Annotated in this window: 20 protein-coding genes; 7 read left to right on the top strand and 13 right to left on the bottom strand. The window is 43.0% G+C overall.

Annotated features, from left to right (window positions below; genetic code table 11):
• The first annotated feature begins 229 nt into the window (after positions 1-229).
• From pcnB to J8M00_RS14290, 5 genes are all read left to right on the top strand, one after another.
• The gene (pcnB, locus tag J8M00_RS14270; RefSeq protein ID WP_211011458.1) at positions 230-1,651 is read left to right on the top strand and encodes a polynucleotide adenylyltransferase PcnB; all 1,422 of its coding nucleotides are present in this window, start codon (positions 230-232) and stop codon (positions 1,649-1,651) included.
• Entirely contained in the window at positions 1,648-2,154 is a 507-nt protein-coding gene (folK, locus tag J8M00_RS14275; RefSeq protein ID WP_211011128.1) for a 2-amino-4-hydroxy-6-hydroxymethyldihydropteridine diphosphokinase, read from the top strand. The genes pcnB and folK overlap by 4 nt, the downstream gene beginning before the upstream one ends.
• Positions 2,154-2,948, top strand: coding sequence for a 3-methyl-2-oxobutanoate hydroxymethyltransferase (gene panB, locus J8M00_RS14280; protein WP_211011129.1), 795 nt, complete (start codon positions 2,154-2,156; stop codon positions 2,946-2,948). Before folK ends, panB begins: the two co-directional genes overlap by 1 nt.
• Positions 2,948-3,796 carry a pantoate--beta-alanine ligase gene (gene panC / locus J8M00_RS14285; protein WP_211011131.1) on the top strand — a complete coding sequence of 283 codons (849 nt, stop codon included), beginning with the start codon at positions 2,948-2,950 and terminating at the stop codon, positions 3,794-3,796. The genes panB and panC overlap by 1 nt, the downstream gene beginning before the upstream one ends.
• Before the next feature lie 199 nt (positions 3,797-3,995).
• Positions 3,996-4,232 (top strand): hypothetical protein, encoded by a 237-nt coding sequence (locus tag J8M00_RS14290; protein WP_348772555.1) that lies wholly within the window; start codon positions 3,996-3,998, stop codon positions 4,230-4,232.
• A gap of 92 nt (positions 4,233-4,324) precedes the next feature.
• Here J8M00_RS14290 and J8M00_RS14295 read toward each other — a convergent pair whose 3' ends face one another.
• The 10 genes from J8M00_RS14295 to J8M00_RS14340 form a co-directional block, all read right to left on the bottom strand.
• Complete coding sequence (locus J8M00_RS14295) at positions 4,325-5,293, bottom strand: PstS family phosphate ABC transporter substrate-binding protein (protein ID WP_211011135.1); 969 nt, start codon at positions 5,291-5,293, stop codon at positions 4,325-4,327.
• A 77-nt stretch (positions 5,294-5,370) separates the two neighbouring features.
• Positions 5,371-6,699, bottom strand: a complete 1,329-nt coding sequence (gene phoR / locus J8M00_RS14300; RefSeq protein ID WP_211011137.1) for a phosphate regulon sensor histidine kinase PhoR — start codon at positions 6,697-6,699, stop codon at positions 5,371-5,373.
• Between the two features lie 61 nt (positions 6,700-6,760).
• On the bottom strand, positions 6,761-7,450 hold the full coding sequence (gene phoB, locus J8M00_RS14305; protein WP_023399796.1) for a phosphate regulon transcriptional regulator PhoB: 690 nt from the start codon (positions 7,448-7,450) through the stop codon (positions 6,761-6,763).
• A 636-nt stretch (positions 7,451-8,086) separates the two neighbouring features.
• Positions 8,087-9,151 carry a class II fructose-bisphosphate aldolase gene (fba, locus tag J8M00_RS14310; RefSeq protein WP_023399795.1) on the bottom strand — a complete coding sequence of 355 codons (1,065 nt, stop codon included), beginning with the start codon at positions 9,149-9,151 and terminating at the stop codon, positions 8,087-8,089.
• 148 nt (positions 9,152-9,299) lie between these two features.
• Positions 9,300-10,478 (bottom strand): phosphoglycerate kinase, encoded by a 1,179-nt coding sequence (locus tag J8M00_RS14315; protein ID WP_211011139.1) that lies wholly within the window; start codon positions 10,476-10,478, stop codon positions 9,300-9,302.
• 30 nt (positions 10,479-10,508) lie between these two features.
• Positions 10,509-11,522: an erythrose-4-phosphate dehydrogenase gene (epd, locus tag J8M00_RS14320; protein ID WP_211011141.1), complete on the bottom strand. Its 1,014-nt coding sequence runs from the start codon at positions 11,520-11,522 to the stop codon at positions 10,509-10,511.
• A gap of 158 nt (positions 11,523-11,680) precedes the next feature.
• Entirely contained in the window at positions 11,681-12,301 is a 621-nt protein-coding gene (locus J8M00_RS14325; protein ID WP_211011143.1) for a 3'-5' exonuclease, read from the bottom strand.
• A gap of 4 nt (positions 12,302-12,305) precedes the next feature.
• On the bottom strand, positions 12,306-14,159 hold the full coding sequence (locus tag J8M00_RS14330) for a DUF294 nucleotidyltransferase-like domain-containing protein (RefSeq protein ID WP_211011145.1): 1,854 nt from the start codon (positions 14,157-14,159) through the stop codon (positions 12,306-12,308).
• Positions 14,160-14,219: 60 nt separating this feature from the next.
• Positions 14,220-15,944, bottom strand: a complete 1,725-nt coding sequence (locus tag J8M00_RS14335; protein ID WP_211011147.1) for a sodium:solute symporter family protein — start codon at positions 15,942-15,944, stop codon at positions 14,220-14,222.
• Between the two features lie 11 nt (positions 15,945-15,955).
• Complete coding sequence (locus J8M00_RS14340; protein WP_211011149.1) at positions 15,956-16,219, bottom strand: DUF4212 domain-containing protein; 264 nt, start codon at positions 16,217-16,219, stop codon at positions 15,956-15,958.
• A gap of 401 nt (positions 16,220-16,620) precedes the next feature.
• Here J8M00_RS14340 and J8M00_RS14345 point away from each other — a divergent pair, with 401 nt between their 5' ends.
• A complete protein-coding gene (locus tag J8M00_RS14345; RefSeq protein WP_211011151.1) occupies positions 16,621-20,040 on the top strand; it encodes a hybrid sensor histidine kinase/response regulator in 3,420 nt (1,139 codons plus the stop codon).
• Between the two features lie 5 nt (positions 20,041-20,045).
• Here the strand turns inward: J8M00_RS14345 and J8M00_RS14350 are convergent, their stop codons facing one another.
• Both J8M00_RS14350 and panP read right to left on the bottom strand, forming a co-directional pair.
• Positions 20,046-21,131 (bottom strand): sensor domain-containing diguanylate cyclase, encoded by a 1,086-nt coding sequence (locus J8M00_RS14350; RefSeq protein ID WP_247687388.1) that lies wholly within the window; start codon positions 21,129-21,131, stop codon positions 20,046-20,048.
• Between the two features lie 328 nt (positions 21,132-21,459).
• Entirely contained in the window at positions 21,460-23,088 is a 1,629-nt protein-coding gene (gene panP, locus J8M00_RS14355; protein ID WP_211011153.1) for a pyridoxal-dependent aspartate 1-decarboxylase PanP, read from the bottom strand.
• Between the two features lie 294 nt (positions 23,089-23,382).
• On the opposite strand from panP, the gene J8M00_RS14360 reads away from it, so the two are divergent.
• Complete coding sequence (locus tag J8M00_RS14360) at positions 23,383-25,272, top strand: EAL domain-containing protein (RefSeq protein ID WP_211011167.1); 1,890 nt, start codon at positions 23,383-23,385, stop codon at positions 25,270-25,272.
• Positions 25,273-25,292: 20 nt separating this feature from the next.
• Here the strand turns inward: J8M00_RS14360 and trmB are convergent, their stop codons facing one another.
• On the bottom strand, positions 25,293-25,964 hold the full coding sequence (gene trmB, locus J8M00_RS14365) for a tRNA (guanine(46)-N(7))-methyltransferase TrmB (protein ID WP_211011168.1): 672 nt from the start codon (positions 25,962-25,964) through the stop codon (positions 25,293-25,295).
• Between the last annotated feature and the right edge of the window lie 282 nt (positions 25,965-26,246).

The following is a 26,246-nucleotide window of genomic DNA, read 5'->3' on the forward strand; positions in this document are numbered from 1 at the left end:
TGCCCAGTGTCGCGAGGATGTCTTGAGATTGGTTGTTGATGTTATGAAAATAACTCGACGTGACAATGTTACAACTCTTAGCGCGTTATTTGGTTGAAAATTTAATCGCTAATTCACGTCTGAAACTTCAATTTCAGTACATTTGAGTATATGATAGCGAGCCTTATGATCTCGCCTACACTTTAGAAAAAATAAAGCATAGTGCGAGCAAAAAAAATCTGTACAAATGATGCTGCGGGTGGGGACTCAAAGTAGTAGGAGAGTGGTTATTATTTCTAAAATATTCAAGTTGTGTAGGCAAATTGTTGGCGCCAAGCAAACTAAAGGGATAGTTGAGGCAAAATTAACACCTCAAATCATCCCGCGTAGTGAGCACAATATCTCACGAAAACAATTTAGCCCCAATGCAATCAAAGTGTTATATCGATTAAAAGATGGCGGCTATGACGCTTACCTTGTCGGTGGTTGTATTCGGGATATTTTGTTAGGGATTGAGCCAAAAGACTTTGACGTTGTCACAAACGCAACACCTGAGGAAGTTAAACGCCTATTTAGAAATTGCCGACTTATCGGTCGTCGCTTCAGACTTGCCCACATTGTATTCGGGCGTGAAGTTATCGAAGTTGCGACAATGCGCGGCCATCACCTATCAAATGGTGAAGATGATCCGACAAGTAAGGCAAGTGAACAGGGGCAATTACTGCGCGATAATGTTTATGGCACCATTGAAGAAGATGCTCAGCGCAGAGACTTCTCTATCAACGCTTTATATTACTCGGTCAATGATTTTGGTGTTCGCGATTTTGCCGGCGGCATTGAAGCCATAAAGGCAAGACGGATTGAGCTAATCGGTGATCCCGAAACCCGTTATCGTGAAGATCCTGTTCGTATGCTGCGTGCGGTTCGCTTTGCTACCAAATTAGATATGGAAATTGCGCCAGCTACGCTCACTCCAATCACTGAATTATCACCGCTGCTTGGGAATATTCCACCAGCAAGATTGTTTGAAGAAACCCTCAAGCTGTTTTTAGGTGGTAAAGCAGAAGCCAACTTTTTAATGCTCAGAGAGTTAGGCCTCTTTAAACAGCTGTTTCCAACACTCGAAGAAATTTTGGCACAAGAGGACAGTGAGTTTGAAAAACGCTTTATCCAGCAAATGTTTGCTAACACGGATGCCCGTATAAATAACAACAAAAAGGTAACTCCTGCGTTTATTTACGCTGCCTTACTGTGGTTCCCATTGCGCAAACGCGCGGCATTGTTAGAACAACAAGGCATTTCAGAATACGACGCGTTCATGCAAGCCATCAGTCAGGTGCTAAGCGAAAATGCACAACGTGTTGCCGTTCCAAAACGGTTTACATTGGGCGCTCGTGATATTTGGCATATTCAGCAACGTTTAGATAGACGCAGTGGTCAACGAGCTTACCGTCTGAGCCTTCAACCTAAGTTTAAGGCCTCGTATGACTTTTTACTGTTGCGTGTTGAAAGTGGCGAATCCGACCAACAGGCGCTAGCTGATTGGTGGACAGAATACCTTAAACAAGATGTCGGCGGGCAAAAAGAAATGGTCAAAAACCTTGGCCAAAAAGATCGTCCAAAACGCCGTTATCGTAATAAGCCTCGTAGAAAACCAAAGCAAGATTCATGAATATAGTGTATATCGGGCTTGGGGCGAATTTAGTCGACCCCCAAGCGCAGTTAACTCAGGCTTTAAATGCCTTGAAAACACATCCAGATTTCAATGACCTGGTTGTATCGAGTTTTTATAGTTCAAAACCAATGGGCCCTCAGGACCAACCAGACTATGTTAACGCCGTAGCAAGGTTTTCAACATTACTTAAACCCGAAGCACTTTTAGACCAGCTTCAAGAGATTGAATTACGCCAAGGTAGAGTGCGCAAAGACGAACGGTGGGGCCCCAGAACTCTGGATTTAGATATCCTCTTGTTTAATGAAGAAAGCATTGCCACTCAGCGTTTAACAGTACCTCATTATGGCCTATGTGAAAGAGAGTTTGTGGTATTCCCCTTGATGGAAATAGCACCTCAACTTCAATTACCCGATGGAACAACACTTAAAAGTGTGGCTGATAAGTTGCCAAAAAATGGCTTAACAGCGCTGCCTAACACAGATACAAAGGAGACTCATTAATGGCAAAAGTTTCGGTTTCAACCTTGGCAAAGAAAAAACAACAAGGTGAAAAAATCACAGCATTAACGGCATACGATGCCAGCTTTGCGAAGCTTTTTTATGACAATGGCGTTGATGTGGTTTTAGTTGGTGACTCATTAGGTATGGTATTGCAAGGCGCTGATGATACACTCAGCGTAACCACAGAAGAAATTGCCTATCACACTCGCAGTGTAAGAGCTGGCAGTAGAGATCTGTTTGTCGTAGCCGATATGCCATTTATGAGTTATTCAAACCCAGCACAAGCCTGCGAAAATGCTGCAACACTTATGCGTAGTGGTGCCAATATGGTCAAGCTAGAAGGCGGTACTTGGTTAACGGAATCAATTAAACTACTTACACAGCAAGGGATCCCTGTGTGTGGTCACTTAGGCCTTACACCACAATCGGTGCACGTCTTTGGCGGCTTTAAGATCCAAGGTCGCGAAGAGCAACAAGCATTGCAAATGATTGCCGATGCACAGGCCCTTGAATCTGCTGGTGCACAGATGTTGGTCATTGAATGTATCCCTTCTAACCTAGCTAAGCGCATAACTGAAGCGGTCAATATTCCTGTTATTGGCATTGGCGCAGGTAAAGAAGTGGATGGTCAAATCCTCGTTATGCACGATCTAGTTGGCATTTCAGCTGGCTATATTCCTAAATTTTCTAAAAACTTTTTAGCAGAAACAGGCAATATGCAAGACGCTGTTAAAAAGTTCTGTGACGATGTTAAATCAGGCGCATTCCCAGGTACAGAACACGAGTTTAACTAATGCAATCAATCACTGAAATAAAGTCATTACGCAGTCAAATTAAAGCTTGGCGTCAACAAGGGCACAGTATTGCGTTTGTGCCCACAATGGGCAACCTGCACCAAGGTCATTTTTCTTTAGTTGAAAAGGCCAAAACGCTGGCGGATAAAGTCGTAGTCAGTATTTTTGTTAACCCAATGCAATTTGGGAAAAATGAAGATTTAGATAGCTACCCAAGAACGCTTGTTCAAGACAAACAAGGGCTTGCAGAGCTTGGCACTGATATTGTTTTCACACCCAGTGTTGAAACAATTTACCCAAATGGACTAGCAACACAAAGCTTTGTCGATGTACCCGGTGTTTCTGAAGGTTATTGTGGTGGTGCGCGTGAAGGACATTTTAGAGGTGTTGCTACGGTGGTAACTAAGCTGTTTAACTTGGTTCAACCGGACTTTGCTTGTTTTGGCGAAAAAGATTACCAACAGTTGCAAGTTATTAAAACCATGGTGCATGACTTGTCTATGCCGATTGAAATTATAGGCGTGCCAACACAAAGGGAAGTGACAGGTCTGGCTATGAGTTCGCGTAACGGCTACCTATCTGAACAAGAAAAAGACGTCGCTAAAGTGCTTTACAAAGTATTGTCACAAACCGCTACCGCACTGAAATCAGGCGAGCGACAATTTGATAGTTTGGAAAGTGAAGCTAAATCTGAGTTAGCGCAAGCAGGCCTCAAACCTGACTACTTTTCGATTGCACATAGAGATACACTCAAGCCAGCACAGCAAAGCGACGAAGCCTTTGTCGTATTAGCAGCTGCATTTTTAGGCAGTGTCAGGTTGATAGACAACATTCAAGTTGTTAATTAACCTGAGAGCTAAAAGAAGCGCCCGTTAAGGGCGTTTTTTGTACCCAAAGGGTATTTTTTATCAGTGTAGTATCAAGAAAAGCCATAATAATACCGCCCTTTCCCCACAGTCCATTATAAATATATGCTAAGTTTAACATTGTACTAAAACATTAAAATCATACATTTTACTCTCTATCTGCAGAATAATAGGAATGACTATGAGATTTGCGCTGCCATTGTTTTTGGTTACTTTAGTCGCTTGTAGTAATCAACAAAACTCACCTGAGCTCACTCAATGTGCTCAACAAAACTTTCAGTGTGAACAAAACTGCTCACTTAGCTCTACCGAACAAACCATGACGAGACAGATATGCAGCGGTGAATGCATTGAACGTTATAATAACTGCAAAGCGCAAGTTGAAGAGCTAACGAAAATTCGCACCGCACAATACTGATGTATTAAATGAAACTCAGCCCTGAGTTGTAGATATGTAAAAATGAAAAAGCCGCTCATATGAGCGGCTTTTTCTTTATTTTTATAAATGAGTTATAGAAGACCTAGCTTCTTAAGCTCACGGCTTGCCATTCTGTTCGTCAATGGTACATAACCGTCTTTTTCTACAATTTTTTGACCTTCTTTAGATAGTACCATCTTCAAGAATTCCGCTTCGATTGGAGAAAGTGGTTTATTTGGGTGCTTATTCACGTAAACGTATAGGAAACGAGATAGAGGATATCTACCTGCTGCTACGTTTTCTAATGTTGCATCTACAAAGTTTTCACCTTTCTTAGTCAGTGGTACAGTACGCACACCTGACGTCTTATAACCGATACCTGAGTAACCGATTGCATTCACAGATGAAGAGATAGACTGTACAACAGATGCAGAACCTGGCTGCTCGTTTACGTTGTTTCTGAAGTCACCTTTACACAGTGCTTTTTTCTTGAAATAACCATATGTACCTGACACTGAGTTACGGCCATAAAGCTGAATATCTTTTGCCGCCCAGTCACCATTTAGGCCAACATCACTCCAACGATTAACTTGCTTATCGCCACCACACTTACGTGTAGAAGAGAAAATAGAGTCAACTTGGTCAATACGAAGACCTTTAATTGGGTTGTCTTTATGTACGAATACAGCTAAGGCATCGATTGCAACGCGTACTTCAGTCGGTTTGTAACCATAACGCTTTTCAAATGCTTCAATCTCTTTCGACTTCATCTTACGGCTCATTGGGCCAAAGTTTGCTGTCGCTTCAGTTAAAGCTGGAGGCGCAGTTGAAGAACCAGCAGCTTGGATCTGAATATTTACGTTAGGGTAAATACGCTTGTACTCTTCAGCCCAAAACGTCATCATGTTCGCTAGTGTATCTGAACCCACAGATGAAAAGTTACCCGAGATACCGCTGGTTTTGTTGTACTCTGGTAGTTGTTTGTCAAGTGCAGTAACTTGCGTTGATACCAATGTTGTTACAGCCACACCCATTGCGGCAACTAAGCTTTTAAATTTCATTTGGGTCACTCCAATTGTTCTTCCCATTTGATTACTGAGGCTCATTGTGCGCTCAGCAAATTACAATAAAATTACCATTAAATGACACTTTTATGACTTTCGGAAGATGTCATAAAAATGCGTTTTTCCTTTGGAAAAGAGAAAGAAAAGCACGACCCTTCACCCAGTTTACTTGAGATCTCCAAATTCGAGTCATGTCGACTCAGCACATGTTTAGTGATCGCAAGCCCTAGACCTGACCCGCCTGTTTTGCGACTGCGCGCCTTATCAACACGGTAAAAACGTTCGGTCAAACGATTAATATGCTCTGACGCTATACCGTCACCGTTGTCAGTAACAGAAAATGCCGGACGCTCACCGTCTAAGCCCCATGTGACCACAATTTTGCCATTGGGCTTAGTATAGTGAATAGCATTAAAGACCAAATTAGAAAACGCACTGCGCAGCTCATCAATACACCCCTTAATATCCAATGTTTCATCAACATTAAACTCAATCTCGTGGTGCTTATCTTGATTTAGCGAGCGTGCTTCTGTGTGGATCAATTGCAGCATTCCTGGCACATTAACCGCTTTATCGTTAGCTTGGTCTCTATCTCCTTCAATTCTCGATAAAGATAACAGTTGATTGACCAAGCTGTCCATACGCTTACACTGCTCGATCATTGTCAACTGTGCTTTTTGCCAGATCGCCGGAGGTGGCACCTGATCCCCTTCCATCATTTCGAGGTAACCAGTTACCACAGTGAGTGGTGTACGCAATTCATGAGATACATTGGCAACAAAGTCTTTGCGCATTTGCTCTAGCTTTTTCAATCGTGATATATCTCGCACTACCATCATCAACTGCTCTGCATAAGGCATAACACGAAACTCTAATACGCGCTCTGCGTTATGACCACTTTCAAGTTCTAATGGATCGGTGAAGTCATGATCTTGCATGTATTTAACGAATTTAGGATCGCGGATCAAGTTGTCTAAACGTTGGCCATGATCTGTCGGCCATTGCAAACCCAAGATCTTAAGTGCCAACTGGTTACACCAAATAATACTGAGATCCTGCTGCATCACGATAACGGCATCGGGAACCGCTTCTGCACCTTCACGAAAACGGCGGATCAATGCAGCAAGTTCATTGCGCTTTTTACGATTGCGATGTTGAAGATGATAGATCCCTTCAAAAATTTGTTCCCACGCACCGGATCCTTCTGGCGGGTTAAAACTACGCTGGTTGATCAACCAGTCGCTCAGTTTATACAGTTGTTTAAAATGCCAAAAAAGCAGTACTGAGGCGCCCAAAAATAACAATACAAATGGTGCACCAAGTAAAATACCGATGAGGGTAAGAGGCAGAAAATACAAAAACAGGCGTTTTAACAACGCCTGTTTATCAATCACTCTATACATATAAAATGATCCTAAAGATTAAGCGCTAGGATAACGCTACCACAGCGCATTTATTAATGCTTTATACTTTACTAGAAAAACGATAGCCTGCGCCACGCACAGTTTGCACTAGCCTGTCATGTCCAAGAGGTGCAATCGCTTTTCTAAGACGTCGAATATGTACGTCTACCGTACGATCTTCAACATACACGTTTGTGCCCCATACGTGGTCAAGCAGTTGTTCACGGCTATATACACGCTCTGGGTGAGTCATAAAGAAATGAAGCAACCTAAACTCGGTTGGACCCATTTCTAGCTCATTCCCCGCAGATGTAACACGATGCGAAATAGGATCAAGTCTTAAGCCGTGAACTTCTATCGCCTCTTCTAAAGAAGTTGGCGACACTCGACGCATCACTGCTTTTATTCTTGCCATGAGCTCTTTTGGTGAAAAAGGCTTAGTCACGTAGTCATCTGCACCTACTTCTAATCCTTTAACCTTGTCTTCCTCTTCACCACGCGCTGTTAGCATGATGATAGGGATCTGACGAGTATACTCACTTTGCTTAAACTTTTTCGCAATTTGGATACCGCTACCACCAGGTAACATCCAATCCAGGAGCACCATATCTGGGTATGGCTCTACCATGGCTGCAATCGCTGAATCATAGTCTTCAGCTTCAATTGCTTGAAAGCCATTCTGTTCTAACACAAACACCAACATTTCTCTTATTGGCGCTTCGTCATCAACTACTAGTACTCTACGTGACATTCCCATTTATCTCTTACGTTACCGAAGTCGGTTTCATTATTATGACTAAGTATGACAGTTTTATGAAAGGTTACCTGATAATATAACCTTAATTCATTTCTCTAGAACACAGTTTCAATGAGTTAGAACTAATTTGTTCCTAATTTATCTGCAATTAGCGTGATTTAGCATCGAATAAAGGGGTTTCTTTACATTCTCGATTTCAATTAAAAAATTATTAAGATCATGTAATCCAGCCCGGATCATTATTTTTCTAAGTAACGGCATGCGAGATCACAATCTTACTTAGTAGATCGTTTTGGGATCACAATTATACCTACTATGATCGCATGTTCCCCGATAAAAGACATGTAAGTCATTGATCTTTTCATCCACACACCTCATATTCTGATCACACCGCCTACTAAACTACGATCTAAACACACACTTGCTAGTAAAAATCTGATCTCTGAACACTGACGTTAGTAAACTTGTGATCCGACACCCTGTAACTTGGTAGAAAACTGATCCCAGTAAACGATCTATCAATTATCACAGATAGCACTACACTACAGTACGCTCAATAAGGCCACGGGCATCTAACAAACACCCATAAAAAAAGCCCCTATTGGGGCTTAGTTATTTAAAATTAGTATCTTATTTTACTTTTGGAGCAAGCTCACCAGATAGGTATTTCACATGCATGTCATCCAGTGAAATTGGCTTGATCTTAGATGCTTGGCCAGCTGTACCAAATGCTTCGTAACGTGCAATACAGATCTCAGTCATTGCTTTAGTCGCTTCCGCTAGGTATTTACGAGGATCAAAGTTAGCTGGGTTATGTGCTAAATGACGACGGATAGCACCAGTTGCAGCCAAACGTAGATCTGTGTCGATATTTACTTTGCGAACACCATGCTTGATCCCTTCAACGATCTGCTCTACTGGTACTCCGTAAGTTTCTGGGATTTCACCGCCAAACTCATTGATCACAGCAAGCCACTCTTGAGGTACAGATGAAGAGCCGTGCATTACTAAGTGTGTATCAGGAATACGTGCGTGGATCTCTTTGATACGGTTGATTGCAAGGATATCGCCCGTTGGTGGACGAGTAAATTTGTATGCACCGTGTGACGTACCACAAGCAATAGCTAATGCATCAACACCCGTTTTCTTGACGAAATCAGCCGCTTCCTCAGGATCGGTAAGAAGTTGATCTTGCGTCAATTTACCAACGGCACCAATGCCATCTTCTTCACCCGCCTCGCCAGTTTCTAGCGAGCCTAAAACACCTAGCTCACCTTCAACAGATACACCACATGCATGGGCCATTTCAACTGTGCGGCGTGTAACATCAACATTGTACTCATACGTTGACGGTGTTTTACCATCATCCAGTAATGAACCATCCATCATTACTGATGAGAAACCTAATTGAATAGAGCGTTGACAAACCGCTGGAGATGTACCGTGATCTTGGTGCATAACAACAGGGATATGTGGCCACTCTTCAACAGCAGCTAAAATCATATGGCGAATAAATGGTGCACCAGCATAGGCTCTTGCACCCGCAGAACCTTGTACAATTACTGGGCTGTTTGTTTTATCAGCCGCTTCCATAATTGCGCGCATTTGCTCTTGGTTATTCACGTTAAAGGCAGGAACGCCGTATCCATTCTCAGCCGCATGATCGAGAAGTTGACGCATACTGATTAAAGCCATATTGCTTTTCTCCAATTTTTGATAGCTCTTGGCTATCTATTTGAACGGGGTAGATTTAGTTTGGTTGGCTAACAACCTCTATTAATCTAAACAAAGAGTGAGAGAGTGTTTAAATTAATAGTTGGAGGCCAAAGGCCTCCATAAATTTTTATGCTTTTGCTCTTTGCTCTAGCATATCAACCGCTGGTAATTTTTTGCCTTCTAAAAACTCTAAGAACGCACCACCACCTGTTGAGATGTACGATATTTCATCGCCAACACCATATTTATCAATCGCTGCTAACGTGTCACCGCCACCAGCAATTGAAAATGCTTTTGACTTAGCAATCGCATGAGCAATGGCTTCTGTACCATTGCCAAATTGATCAAACTCAAATACACCAACTGGGCCATTCCAAACCACAGTGCCAGCCTGCTCAATAATTTTCGCTAGCTCAATTGCCGTATTTGGACCAATATCAAAAATCATGTCATCACTTTCAACTTCAGACGCATCTTTGATCACTGCAACTGCCGTTTCTGAGAACTCTTTACCAACAACTACGTCGGTTGGCACTGGAATTGCGCCATTGTTCGCTTCAGCTGCCGCACTTAGCTTTTGCGCTTCAGGAATTAACTCTTCTTCGTACAAAGATTTGCCCACAGGGCTACCTGATGCCGCGATAAATGTATTTGCAATACCACCACCAGTAACAAGTTGATCGACAACCGTTGACAGTGAATCTAATACTGTTAGTTTAGTTGACACTTTAGAACCACCCACAATTGCCACCAGTGGGCGAGCAGGATTATCAAGCGCTTTGCCAAGTGCATCAAGTTCTGCAGCCAGTAGTGGTCCAGCACATGCTACATCAGCAAATAAGCCAACACCATGGGTTGACGCTTGCGCACGGTGAGCTGTACCAAAAGCGTCCATTACATAAATATCACACAGTGCAGCTAACTGCTTAGAAAGTGCTTCGTCGTTTTTCTTTTCACCTTTATTAAAGCGTACATTTTCAAAAACAACCACTTCGTTATCAGCAACTTCAACACCATCTAGGTAATCTGTTACTAATCTGACGTTTTGTTCAAGTGCTTCATTTAGATGATCAACAACTGGCTGAAGTGAATACTGAGCATCGTATTCCCCTTCCGTTGGGCGACCTAGATGAGACATAACCATTACTTTGGCGCCTTTTTCCAGTGCCAATTTAATGGTTGGCAACGATGCTCTGATACGTGCGTCAGACGTTACTTTTCCGTCTTTCACTGGCACGTTCAAATCTTCACGAATAAGCACGCGTTTGCCGTTTAAATCTAAATCCGCCATCTTGATGACTGACATGGACATCTCCTTAAAAGAACGATACTAAAATTAAGAGGCTTTGATCATTGCCATTGCGGTGTCGAGCATGCGGTTTGCGAAACCCCACTCGTTATCACACCAAACTAACACCTTAACCAAGCGTTTATGGCTCACTCGGGTCTGGGTGCCATCAATAATACTGGAGTGTGGATCATGATTAAAATCAACCGAAACTAATGGCTCTTCGGTATAATCTAGAATTCCATGTAGTCTGCCAGAAGCAGCTTGTTCCAATACTTGATTAACTTGTTCTAATGTGACATCGCTTTGCAACGACACACTTAAGTCCATTGCAGTCACATTAATTGTAGGTACTCTGACAGCGATTGCTTCAAAGCGACCATGAAATTTAGGTAATATTCGCTCGATACCACGCGCTAGCTTGGTATCTACAGGTATAATAGACTGGCTGGCAGCACGCGTTCGTCGCAAATCTTTATGATATGCGTCAATCACTTGCTGGTCATGCATTGACGCATGAATAGTGGTAATTGCACCAGACTCAATACCAAAAGCATCATCTAATACTTTAATGACAGGAACAATACAGTTTGTTGTACATGAGCCATTTGACACAATTGTATGCTCAGCACGTAAATTATCTTCGTTAATGCCGTAGACAATCGTTTCATCTACATCGGCATCTGCTGGATGCGAAAATAGTACTTTTTTTGCCCCTGCGGTCAAATGTGCTTCTGCATGTTGCCTCGAATGATGCACACCAGTGCACTCCAACACAACATCAATATCTAGTGCATGCCAAGGTAAATGACTCGGATCTTGCTCATTAAAAATTTGAATTTGTTGTTCGGCAACTTCTAGATAGGGCTTATTAAGAGTAACGGGATAAGAAAAACGACCATGTGATGTGTCATATTTCATTAAATGTGCGATCCCTTCTGGATCTGCCAACTCATTGATAGCGACGATTTGAAATTCGTTGTGGCGCCCAGACTCAAAGAGGGCTCGGACAATATTGCGACCTATGCGACCAAAACCATTGATTGCCAGTTTGATTGTCATTAACTAGAAGACCCATTTTTAAATGCAAAAAGAAGTGACTAAGACTCCTTTGTAAAGATGGCGCTATTGTAATCGACCTTGAACAAATGTGTAAGTGATAAGCAAAAATTTTTCTTTATATGAGGTAAATTGCCAAAAAACAGATGTGGGTTACTTACTCAATATACCAAATTGCGCAGTTTTATTGACTCCTGCCGATCTAGATGGCTGACGTGTGCCAATAACAATTCCGCTGTAGCGAGCGCGTCACTGAGCGCATTGTGGTTTTGATAAGTCGGCAAACCGTAGCGACTTCTGCATGCAGCTAAAGTAAGTTGATCTTGAGCCAGATATGTTTGACTGCGCAACAACTTGTTTTTTTCGATTTTAAGTGTATCAATGATATGTGCAGGCGTTACAGCCACGCCAAATTTATTCATATATTTCTGTAAAAACCCCCAATCAAGTGAAGCGTTGTGACACACCAGTGATTTGGATGCCAATTCCTCACCAAATGATTTGATAATTCGTTCGAGATGTTCACCGCTTTGTACCAACTGATGCTCGCCTATACCATGATACACAGGGCTTTGAGCAAGCTGTTTTACATCACAATTTAATTTATGCTGGGCTTGCTCAAGTTCAATCCGGCCATTCTTAATCAACACCCAAGCAATCGATACAATTTCATGTGAGTTGGGGTCAAGCCCGGTGAGCTCTAAGTCCACAACTAAAAGTTCGCTATTCAGCCACAGCGCACTTTCCGTGCGTTGAAAAAATCGGGGTAGTCGCCACTTCATTGCGCTATAAACTCCCCCGCGCAAATTTAAATACACACGCCTGCTGAGCTTGCTTGATCAAATGAAATGCTTCTTTTAATTGATGGCGTTCAAGTGAGCTTAAGAGTTCTGGGTTAATGCAATTTGGAGGCAGCTCAGGGGCCTCTATTTGAACTTTAAAACGTAGCTGAGTGAGAAATCGCCAGCAGTCTTGTAAATTGTAGATGTCCTCTTTGCTAAGCACGCCACATTCTTTTAGGGCGGCTAAGCGCATTTGAGTATTCGCTTTGTTGATACCACACTTGAGGGCATACAGACGCACTAGATCGTTCACGATTGCTACACCCCGGATTTTTAAATCCAAATATCGGTGTTTGTGTTTATCCCGCTCCAACTTAAACTGCATAAACAAACCGATAGGCACACTATTGGTACTGATATCCGTCGCCATGGCCGCAAAAAACAGTTCTTGCTGTCGCAGTGTACTCAGTCCCGCATTGAGGCTTTGGTACAACGCTTGATCACCATATATAAAACGTCTATCAAAAAATATTTTACTATTTAACATGGCCTGCGGAGTCGGTGTATGCACCCACTGTTCGTAGCGTAATAACCATTCGTCAACCGTTCCTCGACACTGTGCATTGCTCGCCATAATGCCACCAGGGCAGGCTTTGATACCACAGCTGATCAGGTGCCCCGATACGTATGCACCCAAACGTGCAAAATAGTCGCGTTGATGGTCTAAAATGGCATTGGAAAAAACTAATCCATTATCCTGATCTGAATGTAATGTCTGCTCTTCTCGCGCTTGTGAACCAAAGCAAATCCAGCAAAAACTGCATGGCGGTTCACCCGCTTGTTGAATGAATAACTCAGTCAAGCGGCTCGTCAACGCATCAGTTAAACCACTGAGCAAAGTCCCAATAAAAGAAATGTCTTCAACCGTATTTGAAAAGCCGCGTAACAATGCAGGGATTTCCATCGCTAAACGGATCACTTCCTGATGACTGTGGGCTTTGTAAATTTGCCCAATCAATTGCACGGGATCATGCTTTTGTTGTCGCAGCAGATCTGTACTGGTCACCATCCCCAACGGCACTCGTTCTTCATTGAGTACAGGGAGGTGATGAATATTATGCTTGAGCATCAAATGTAGCGCTGAGAATGCGCGATTATTCTCAAAGATAAACTTGGGGTTTGGAGTCATGATTTGCGCAACACTGGCGCTCGGAGCTAGTTCTGCTGCCAATACTCGATTGCGTAAATCGCGATCGGTTATAATCCCTGACAGCTCGCCTTTTTCAGTGACAATTACTGAGGATACACCCGCATTTTGCATTAATTTAGCAGCATCTACTATGCGCGCGCTGGGCTCAATGGTCACAGCCGATTTGCCCATCAAAGCAGATATTTTGTGCTCAGGCCAAGCGCGTCCTCGTTCTTGATAGTGGCTCGATAACAAGCGCTTTTTGTGTGCTCGAACAAAATGTTGTTCAAACTTCAGGTATTCTCTCCGCAAAAAATCAAAGTCTTGTTGTGGCAACAAAAACACCAACCCACTGGTTTGCACCTCAAGGTGGTTTTTTATCTCTTCACCTGTTAACAGTGAGGGATAACCAAAATAATCCCCCTCCCCAAGCCGAGTTACCACCTCACCTGCGGTATTGACCAAATCAAACACACCTGAGCGAATTAGGTATAAATATCTATCAGTGGGTACCAACAACTCTGATTGATTCAATGACGTGATATAAACCACCTTGGCGTGATTTACATAAAAATGTGCGCATGCAGGGGGCAGCTCACTGAAGGGCAATTGCTTTGTCACAAAGTCCAAAACATCTACAACAGGCGAAACACTCTGAGAATGTGTCATTTTTGCTCCTTCAAAAGACACTAGCCCAGCGAAATGCTGGGCTAGTTTGTCCTCATTACTTTAGTGTGCGTGTGCCGCACTAGAACCTTTAGGGTTACGGATCCCATCGACCATACGTTTTACTTCATCTGGTGTCTCTGCTGTAAGCTTCATAACAACAGCTGCTACACCAAAGTTAACCAGCATACCAATGATACCTATCCCCTCTGGAGAAATACCAAATAGCCAATTTGCTGGAGCGTTCAGCTCTGGACTGACAAACTTAAAGTAAATAATATACGCCGCTGTGAAGCCTATACCTGAAATCATACCAGCAATCGCACCTTCCTTATTCATGCGTTTTGAGAAGATCCCCATGATAATTGCAGGGAAGAAGCTCGCCGCAGCTAAGCCAAAGGCAAACGCGACCACCGAGGCAACAAATCCAGGTGGATTTATCCCAAAGTAAGCCGAGATCCCAATTGCCACCATCGCAGCAAGACGTGCGGCCATTAACTCTTGTTTATCGCTGATATCCGGTTTAAGTGTGCGTTTGAGTAAATCATGAGACACTGACGTCGAAATGACCAATAATAATCCCGCCGTCGTTGACAGTGCCGCAGCAATGCCACCTGCGGCAACGAGTGCAATAACCCAAGCTGGCAAATCGGCAATTTCAGGGTTGGCAAGTACCATAATATCGCGGTCAATTTTTACTTCATTGGCACTGGCTGGATCATCGATTTTACCAGCTGAATAGAACATCTTGCCATCGCCATTTTTATCATTGAATGTGATAAGGCCTGTTCTTTCCCAATTTTTAACCCACTGCGGCGCTTCAGCGTACGCTGTACCACTGCCATCTTTACCATTGATGGTGTCGATCATGTTTACTCGAGCAAACGATGCAACCGCTGGTGCTGTGGTATAGACAATCGCTATAAACACTAAGGTCCACGCTGCTGAAATACGTGTATCTTTTACTTTAGGTACAGTAAAAAAGCGTACGATTACGTGTGGTAAACCAGCAGTACCGACCATCAGGGCTGCAGTGATTGCAAACACATCAATCATGCTCTTCGAGCCTTCGGTATACTGCGCAAAGCCGAGTTCAGTACTGAGCCCGTCGAGTTTGTCGAGTAGGTAGGTATTTGAGCCGTCAGCTAATGTCGCACCAAACCCAGTTTGTGGTAGTAAATGCCCTGTCATCATCATAGAAATAAAAATTGCGGGCACTAGATAGGCAAAAACTAACACACAATATTGCGCAACCTGTGTATAGGTGATCCCTTTCATACCACCTAAAACGGCATAGAAGAAAACAATCACCATGCCAATATAAACGCCCGTTTCAATGTCGACTTCTAAAAAGCGCGAGAATACAACTCCAACGCCACGCATTTGCCCAGCAATGTAGGTAAAGCAGATAAAGATGGCACATAAAATAGCGACCACACGCGCGACCTGCGAATAATATCTATCGCCAATAAAGTCAGGTACCGTGAATTTGCCGAATTTGCGTAAATAAGGTGCCAGACATAATGCAAGTAGCACGTAGCCTCCAGTCCACCCCATCAGGTATACACCACCATCATACCCAGCGAAGGAAATGATACCTGCCATTGAAATGAACGATGCTGCACTCATCCAATCGGCAGCCGTCGCCATACCATTGGCTAGCGGTGGTACGCCACCGCCGGCGACGTAGAATTCATTGGTTGATCCCGCTCGAGCCCAAATAGCGATACCGATATAGAGGGCAAAACTCAGCCCAACAATTAAAAATGTAAACGTTTGAACATCCATTATGCTGCTCCTTACTCATCTACGCCGTATTTTTTATCAAGCGCATCCATTTTCGATACGTAGACAAAAATCAAAGCAACAAATGTATAAATTGCGCCTTGTTGTGAAAACCAAAAACCCAACTTAAACCCAAAAAAACGTACTTCATTTAATACGTCTACAAACAAGATGCCACACCCAAATGACACCACAAACCAAATTGCTAATAGCTTAAACATCAAGGCTAGATTTTCTGACCAATATGCTTTTGCTTGTTCTTCACTTTTAAAGGCCATGATTAACTCCCCGTTTAACGCATGCAGTATGAATGCGTTGGTATGAATTGACCCTTTGACTTTAGCAACGGCTTGTCACGATTGAATTGAGACCTTAGTCGTAAACTCATTTTGACGTTTACGTAAACTGCAAATTAAAGAAACTTGAGGGAAACTAATAGTCTTTAAAATCAGCTAGTTAGATAAAGTTATATTTCTGAGCATTTAGAATAATTAACAATTCATACGGCATAAGACATTAGTCTAATTAGCACAATAAAGTATGCGCTTTAAGACCGATGCGGCGTATTATATTTCCAGCAAGGGCGCTCTGGCTTATTCCTGCTAAGCCAGATAAGATTACCCCTCAAACCGTTCATCGAATTTAATAATATTATCAATAACATCAACTAGGACTTACGATGACAGCTGCGCTTATTCTGGTCGCTCTAAGTTATATTGGCCTACTATTTTGGCTCGCCAATTGGGGAGATAAACATACGCCGTTGGCACAAAAGATTAGCCATCACCCCTTTGTTTATGCGCTAGCTTTAGGGATCTACTGCACCTCATGGACTTATTATGGTTCAGTTGGCACAGCCGCAGCCAGTAGTTGGCACTTCTTTCCAATTTTACTTGGACCCATGTTGCTATTTATATTCGGCCATGGCTTTTTACGTAAAATGATATTGGTAAGTAAAAAACAAAATATTACAACAATCTCAGACTTTATAAGCGCACGCTATGGCAAGCGGCAAATGACTGCAATTATGGTTACGCTTATCGCACTGCTTGCGACTATTCCCTATATTGCTTTGCAGCTGAAAGCACTTGCAAATAGCTTTGAGTTACTGCGTCAAAATGACGATGTTTCTGGAGCCACTTTAGCACTCATCGGCACCTTAATGATGGCACTATTCGCCATATTTTTCGGTGCTAGAAAGGTAGATGTCACGGAATATCGCTCTGGGTTGATGTTAGCCATCGCATTCGAATCTTTGATTAAACTCTTGGCCCTAGTTGCGGTGGCGTACATTTCATTGCAAGCATTGTTTATGCAAGCCCAGACCCAATCAATTTGGCATCATTGGCAAGAGTTTAATTTTGCGGATTTCAATTTTATCGGTCAAACGCTCATGGCTGGCGCTGCAATTATATGCCTACCCAGACAGTTTCACGTCACTGTGGTCGACAACCAAAATAGCAACCACCTCAATACAGCTAGGTGGGCTTTCCCTCTATATTTGATGCTGATCGCCCTGATGATCATTCCCATTGCCAGTGCAGCGATCCATCCACAAATAGGCCAAAATATTGCAGCTGATAGCTTTGTCTTAGGCCTGCCACTGAGCTTTGATTATCCTGTAATGTCGACTTTTGTTTTTATCGGTGGACTCTCCGCAGCCACCGCCATGATAATTGTTGCGACTTTGACACTCAGTACCATGTTATCTAATGACATTGTCTTACCTTTACTCCTAAAAAGACGATTTAAAAAGAGTCTATTAACCAATAACTACAAGTCCCAGATCTTATTGGTAAGACGCTTTATTATTGGCGCTATCTTATTGCTCGCTTATCTGTATCAGCAATGGATTGGCCATGGTGCAGCGCTGGCGAGTATGGGGCTGGTCGCATTCTCTCTTGTTACTCAATTACTCCCAGCCATTGTCGGCGGTTTATACTGGCGCAAGGGCCATGCTTATGGCGTCTATGCAGGCTTACTTGCCGGACTTATCTGTTGGGCGTTGTTTATGTTATTGCCCATCGTATCGTCACCCGAATTACTCGACTATCAAACCCAACAGACTATTGTCACAAGAGGTACTTTGCTCGCTTTACTGGCAAACATCAGCTGCTACATTAGCTTTTCTTTAGGAGCCCATGAGCGACTAATTGATAAGCTCCAAGCAACCGCATTTGTCAGGCCCAAAGAGCAAGCGGCGCTAGCCAAAAAGCTAAACAAAGAAGTCAAAGCAACAGTCTATGATTTCAAAGTGCTACTACAGACATTTTTGGGCATTCAAAGAAGTCAACAACTGCTTGGGCACTACGCGCTCAATGAGGACATAGATGAAAACAATGCCTCGCCAACCCCTGATTTTATTAATTTTTGTGAACGCGCTTTAACCGGGGTTCTCGGTGCATCCTCAGCTCAGGCACTGATCCATGCTGTTTCTTCCGGAAAACAAATGGCATTCGAAGAAGTCGTCACCTTTTTCGACGAAACCACACAAGCTTTGCAGTTTAATCAAAATTTATTGTTTACCTCTTTGGAGAATCTCAGCCATGGTATTTCCGTTGTCGACCGGGACCTCAAATTGGTTGCATGGAACAAGCGCTACAATGAAATGTTTGAATACCCACAGGGCTACCTCCAAGTTGGTCAAGATATTGAAGAAATCATACGCTATAACGCCCAGCGAGGTGAGTGTGGCCCAGGTGCACTAGAAAAGCTGGTTGAAAAGCGCGTTCAACACTTGAGAAATGGGACCCCTCATCATTATATTCGCCATCGGGAAAATGGGCAGGTTTTCGAAATGACAGGTAACCCCTTGCCTGGAGGTGGGTTTGTAACCAGCTTTTCAGACATTACCATGCATATGGCAACACAAAATGCGCTTGAAGAAATTAACATGGACTTGGAAAATCGCATCGAGGCTAGAATGCTGGAGATACGCGCTATCAACCAAGACTTGAAAGCACAAATAGCCACTCGAGAAAAAATAGAACAAGACTTAGTTGCTGCCAAAAAAGAAGCGGAACGCGCTAATGATAGTAAAACGCGCTTTTTAGCCCTCGCAAGTCACGATATCTTGCAACCCCTCAATGCCGCACGACTATACCTTGGAGCCATCAACGAGCAACAACTTCCCGAAACAGAACAAAGCAATTTGAGCAAGCTTGGGGACAGCTTGGACTCGACTGTACATTTAATGTCGTCGCTCCTTGATATCGCCAAACTCGAACAAGGTGCCATGCAACCGACACCTAAACACTTTAATTTGAGTGACATCCTTAACCCACTTGCAAACGAATATGCCCTGATCTGCCAAGATAAAGGGCTGACACTCAAAGTGCGTAATATCAACCACGTTGTACACGGCGATATCACCTACTTGCGCCGTGTCATTCAAAACTTAGTCTCTAACGCAGTTAAATATACTGACTTAGGTGCGGTATTGATCGCTTGTAGAAAACGCGGCCATAGCTTGCGTATTGAAGTTTGGGATACCGGCCCGGGTATTTCCCCTTACGAACAAGAAAAGATCTTTAATGATTTTTACCGTATTGAGGCGGGTGACAATCGCGGTGTCGGTTTGGGTCTTGGGGTCGTAAAACGCTTATGTGATTTGATGAGTATTCCACTTACAATGCACTCTAAGCTTACTAAAGGCAGTCGCTTCTTCATTGAAGTGCCACTTGGTGAGCAACAACAAGTACAAACAGTTGATGCAGTTAGGCACAGTGACAATAAACGAAAGCTAACGGTGATGGCCGTAGATGATGATCCAAATAATTTAGCAGCCATGTCCAGCTTACTGGTTAAATGGCAACTGCAACACACACTGTTTTCTCAAGTTGACGAAGCATTGAACTACGCAAAAAATAATAGAGCACCTGATATACTTTTAATCGACTACCAGCTCGGTTCGCACTGCGATGGCGTCACTTTAATCAAAACACTTAGAGAGGTCTGGCAACATGATATTCCAGCCGTGCTCATCACCGCAGTGCGAGATCAAGCACTCAAAACTCAGGTAAAAGCACAGCAGATCCATTATCTAACAAAGCCATTGAAACCAGCAAAACTCAAGGCTCTGCTAAATCATTCCCAATGATCAAGCTATAGCGCCAGTTTAATTTGATCCCGCCCGGCAGCTTTGGCTTGATAAACAGCTTGATCTGCCGCTTTTAATGATTGGCTAAATGGCATGTGCAAATTAACATCGGCAACGCCTATGCTCACTGTAAAGCGGATCGCCTTGCCTTCATATTGCACCGTGAGTCCCGCGGCCTCTTCTCGCAAACGTTGCGCCACATTCATAGCCTTGGCTACTTCAGTTTCGGGCAATAAAATGATGAACTCTTCACCACCCAATCTACATACGCAATCTTCAGTGCGAACTAGTTCATTGCAACAGCGGGCGAATTGTTTGAGGACTTCATCTCCACCATCGTGACCATACTCATCATTAATCAATTTAAACCTGTCTAAATCAATCATCAAAAGACTTAGCGGTCTATCTGAGCGCTGATGTCGGCTCATCTCACTTCTCGCATAGTCCATTAAGTAGCGACGGTTTTTTAGACCGGTAAGAACATCCTGAAATGCCATTTCTGTTAAGCGCTGCTGCATTTGCCACAGCTCGTGAACTAAGAGTCGTCGGCTACAACAATCCGCGATCAATTCCGCAGCCACAACTTCCCATTGCAACCAGTCTCTTGGCTCAAATCGCCCTTCACAACACACCACACCAATTGCCAAGCCATTTTGAAAAATAGCTGTGTCTAGCAGTGCACAGATTTGCTGCGGAATTAAATAACCTTCCGTGAACTCTTTTGTTCTAGGATCTGTTATTGCGTCGCATGCAGAAATGGTCTCGCCATTTACAATCGCGCGAAAATAATTGGGGTAATCTAATACTGTCAGTTCAGGCAAAGGTCCCGTGATCACGCCTTCCCAATCCGTATTGGCAAAGTTAACTAACTTCTCGGGGTTAGTCACATCATCAAATAGCCACACCGATACACGGCTAACGTTAAGCAACGCCTTTGCTTCTAAAATAATGTCTGACAAAAATTGTTGATGGCCAACAGATACGTCAACCTCTTTTGACAAAACTCTTCTGAGTCTCTGTGTGACATGCGTTAGTTCATTGTGCCGGTTGTTGGACACATCCCCATCGTACTCTTTCACATCTACAGCCAATGCTTTCACCCAAATACATCTAGTTAATACACAGTGTGACCTTAAGTGCTGATCACTTGTTCTAGCTTGTAGCCTTCATTTTCTCAACTATTCTAGGTCTACAGCTCAACTAGGTATAACGCGTTAAGGCAAAACCATCGGCTACTTGTTACACTAATAATACGCCTATAAGATAAAAAAGCACTCAATTTATCCCATAAAAGGAACTTGTCGAGAGATAAATTATTTCAACTGCACCCAGTATAGGTATAAAAACCGATAGAAGCCCAGAATAAGCGCTGCGTATCAAATTTGCGCCAAAATAAAAGGAGCTGGTCAGCTCCTTTTATTATGCGATGTACTTACTTAGATATTTCTTGAAGATGGGATCGTCCTTCGCCATCTCTCTTTGTTCTTCTAATATATCAGCGAGCATTTGATAAGACGTCAGAGGGTTAGCCAGTACAACACGGAAAACAACGGTCGGCTGATTACTATATTGTGGTGGTGTTAAACGTGTTCTTGATACAAATGAACGGCCCGTCTCACGCTGGCGTTTTTGCATACTGGCCGTTAGGCGGTTTAACGCAGCATAAATATCGAGCTTTTCTTGTTCGTCAGCAGCTTGTAATACCGCTTTTACTTCTTTAGGTACGTAGCGATAAGTCAACAAGCACAGTTCTGGCTGTGATATCAACTCAAAGTCATCTTGCTCTGAAATTAGATTGGCAAAATAGTGTGCCTTTTCAATGCTGTGATCAATCAGCATCTCGTAACCTTTACGACCTATCACTTGAAGACACGCATGTACCAACATCGCCATACCCGGGCGGCTACCTTCAAGAGTATGACTACCTAAATCTTTGGAGCCTTTTCGCAAAATGTATTCAGCGTGATGTTCGATTACGTCTGTTGCCGTCGGGTCTTTAAATAAAACGATGCCAGCGCCCATTGGCACGTACATTTGTTTGTGTGCATCAATAGTCACTGAATCTGCTTTTTCAATACCAGATAAAAGGTGGCGATATGTATTTGAAAGCAATGTCGCACCACCCCATGCAGCATCCACATGAAAATGACAATTAAGCTCTTTACATAGCTCAGCCATCTCATTTAACGGGTCAATGCTGCCCGTTTCAGTCGTGCCTGCAACGCCAACTATCGCCATAACTTTGATCCCTTGCGCTTCAAGCTCTCGGGCTTTTTCTCGCATGGCAACCATATCCACTTTGTTATCGTAATTGGTGCGTACAGCAATGAAGTTTTCTCGGCCAATTCCCAACACATCGGCGGCTTTACCCAATGAATAATGCCCGCGTTCTGACACAAGTACTGCTAATCCTTTGTAACCATAATGCATCATTGCCGCAAACATACCTTGCGAGGAGATACCTTTAAAATCACCATCAGGTTTCAACAATCGGTTACGTGCGATCCATAAAGCCGTGATATTGGCTATCGTTCCACCAGAACAAAACGCCCCAAGCGCGTTTTTAGCGCTGTGCATCCACTGTTGATAAAACTCTTCACCTTGCCCGTAAGTCAGGTGGTGCATCATGCCTAAAACTTGACGTTCTAATGGCGTAAATGCTTTTGATGTCTCAATTTTTACCAAGTTTTGGTTAAGACCCACCATCAATTTAGAAAGTGGTAGTAAAAAGTGAGGCAAAGCAGAGGTCATATGACCAATAAAGCTAGGTGACGCTGTATGAACCGAGTGTGCAACTAATTGCTCCATAATATCTTGAGCGTAATCTGACACAAAAGTCGGTTCTTCTGGGATAGCCGCAGACTGAAAGTCTTTCTCTATCTCATGCAGAGGCTTTTCAACCGCAGCAATATTTTCGTTCAAAAAACCCGCTAGATTATGAGAGATCTCTTGTTCAATTTTACTGAGTGTAGAGCCAGGGGCTTCCGGTACGGTAAAGATTCGCATCAAGCTTTCTTCAGAAGCGACTGCACAACGCTTTGGACCCATTGTTATTCCCAATCACAAATAAAGAGTAGATTGTGCAAGCGCTAACATCGCGGCTGACAGACACATCCACCTTACTAATTTATTACGAAATGACTAACTCTACTTTAAAGTTGTAGGAAAGTCTGCAAATGCAGAGCAAAAAAATAAACTCGGTTGCTATTTTCTTCATAAACAGAGGAAATAAAAGTTTTTGGGGACAAAAAACATACTCAATTTACTAAAAATTTTGTAAACTCAGCATCAAAGATATAAAATTTGTAATATTTTCTAACTCACCTCGCAACCGGAATTGCAATGAATAAATGGAACTTTGCTCACCGTACACTTTCTTTAACCTGGGTACTCGTCGGTTTTTTAACTTTTGTAGTCTCGCTCGTTGGTTACGTTTATTACACCTATCAAAGTAGTAAAACAACCATTATGCGTGATATTGACGAAAAGCTGCGTATCGCGGCGCACAGTGCAAACCTATTTGTCGGGGCTGATTACCATGACCGCCTAGACAAATTATCAACTCAAGAATTTAAAGCTCAGAGTGAGCGTCTTACTAAGCTGGCACAGGCTGTCGGAGTACAGTATGTCTATACCATGATTTACGACTCTCCCCATGTCCGCTTTACAGCGTCAAGCTATACGGTTGAAGATGTCACTCAAGGAAATATTACTCAATATCGTGATATCTACGAAGAAGCCACGACTACTAATAAAGGAGCTTTTCGTTCAACCACAGAGGTGTTTGAAACATCAATAGATAAATGGGGCCACTTTAAAACCATATTTGTGCCTCACATTACGCCTGAGGGCCAAATATACCTAACAGGTGCTGATATCCCAATTGCACATATAGAATCTCAATTGCAGGAAAATGTGACACAAGCAGCGTTGTCTGCAAGCTTTTTTTTCTGCATCGCACTGCTAGTAGCGGGCACCTATATGCTGGTGTATCGACGCACCCTAACCACTGACGCCAGAACAGGATTTGCTAACCGTTTGGCACTTGAACAAGACTTAACTAGGGCAAAGCGACCACACCTTAGTCTCGCCATCATTTCAATTTGTGAACTTGAAGAAATCATCAGCTTTTATGGCGCTGGCGTAGGCGACAAAGTCATTCAAAATGTCATGCGGTATTTTCAAAATTTGACCTCACCATTCAAGGTATACCGGTTAGCGACCTCAAAGTTGGTATTGTTGTGTGATACACCAAACGGAGAGCACTATTTAAACAACCTAATTTCAGAATTTCCCTTCTCTCGGCCAATTCTCAATGAACCTATGCTATATATTCAGCTCAAGGCGGGGATCGCTCGGGGGAACAAAGGACTACTGCTTGAAAATGCTTTTATCGCTTGCCGGCAGGCCCAGCAGCTATATCAAACGACTTATATTTACGGTCAGCAGACACAAAAAACAAAATTGTTACAAGAGTCCAACTTAGCCATAGCTAAAACAGTGCAAAGTGCCTTTGATCAGCATCGTATTATTCCATATTTTACCCCTCGGGCCAGCATCGACGATCATCAAATAGTGCAATACCACTGTGCGCCTCGAGTGCTCACCGAGCAAGGCGTGATCTTAAAATCTCAAGCCTTTGGCGAGGTTATTAAGCACTCGCGTTTGAACTCTCAGCTAACCAAACAGATGCTTGAACTATGCGTGACCCAGTTTAGAAAAACCAATATCGCGTGGAGCTTGGCGCTAACACCTCAAGATCTGCGTGACCCGCAAATGATGGAATGCATCACACAATCCATTAACCGCTACCCGCAACCCAACTTGATCACCTTTGAGCTAGATGAACAAGCCCTGATCAGCCAGTTTAATGATATGACTGCCATTATCAGTATATTGCGCAGTAAAGGGGTTAATATTTTAGTGAATTCACGTAATAGTGGCTTACTTACTATCAGCCGAGTGTTAAAAATGTCTATTAATGCGGTAAAACTCGAAGAAACGCTTATTGAGCAGCTGGCTGACAACCCACAAGTAAAAGGACTCGTTCAACATATTGGAGAGCAGTGTAAAAACAGTCAGATCGCATTGATTGTTTCAGGCATAAAAAGCAAAGCGCAATTGCAGCAGCTAGCTAACACGCATATTACCTTGTTTGAAGGGGAGTATATCGGCGCCGCAGCGCCGCATATTAAAGATAACTTGGCCCCGCCAATACTGGATGTATCATAAAAGGGCATTGCTTCGAATTACTAAGGCGTTAAACTCACAACCAAGCGCGTACTGGACTGCCCACTGGCCCAGTACTTGCGCTCAAATGGCGTGATAGCTTGTGCACTTTCATACGCTTCAGCTGCTGCGTCAACTCCGGCTAATTGCAAAGCCCTAGCAAACTCTTCAACATAAATTGACCAGTTGCTTCGCACCTCTAACACGCCACCAAGCTTAACTATAAAAGGGAATACTGCTGCGCCGTGCCAGCGTCTTTGAATGTGTTTAGACTTTGGCCATGGGTTTGGATATAACAAATAGTGGTGGCTTGGTTGCCATTTTGCCTCAACTGCTAAGCGCCAAAAATCGTTTAGATCGGCTTGAACTAAAATGTATTGCCCATGCTCACTTTGCTTGTATTCAATATCGTGCTTATCAAGACGGTGAGAAGACTTATCAACCCCAATCACTAAGGCATTAGGATGGCGTTTAGCCAGATTAGCTGTACTTTCTCCAACCCCACAACATGAATCCAAAATAATCGGGCCCGAGAATGCCTGCACCTTGTCATTTACTTCATTGAATGCCTTTAAAGTATGCTCAGCAATGGGTTTTTTGAACTCAGCTTCCAGATGCTTTTGCACGATTTCATCTAATTTTTCGTGCAAGCCAGTTTGGTTTGAGGTGATACTCCGAGAGTTTGCGTCAGCCATTTTGCTCGTATCGTTAACTTTAAATGGAGCAATTTTAGAAGTTTGAAAAGTAAAGTAAATAGGGGAGTGCCAATTTTAATAGACTTGTACCTAAGGTATAGCAATACAGCGACAATCAACATTTCAATACGTATAAGCTAACGCCCCCACCAAAAATATCAACAGCGCTTCATTATGCTCCAATCCCGCTTCATTCTATGCTTATTTTCATGCCTTACTTGGGTACAATAAGCACAAGCGTAATGAAATGAGAAACAATTACAGCTTGAATATCAATAATTT

It is taken from the genome of Pseudoalteromonas luteoviolacea (assembly GCF_018100925.1).
GTDB lineage: Bacteria > Pseudomonadota > Gammaproteobacteria > Enterobacterales > Alteromonadaceae > Pseudoalteromonas > Pseudoalteromonas obscura.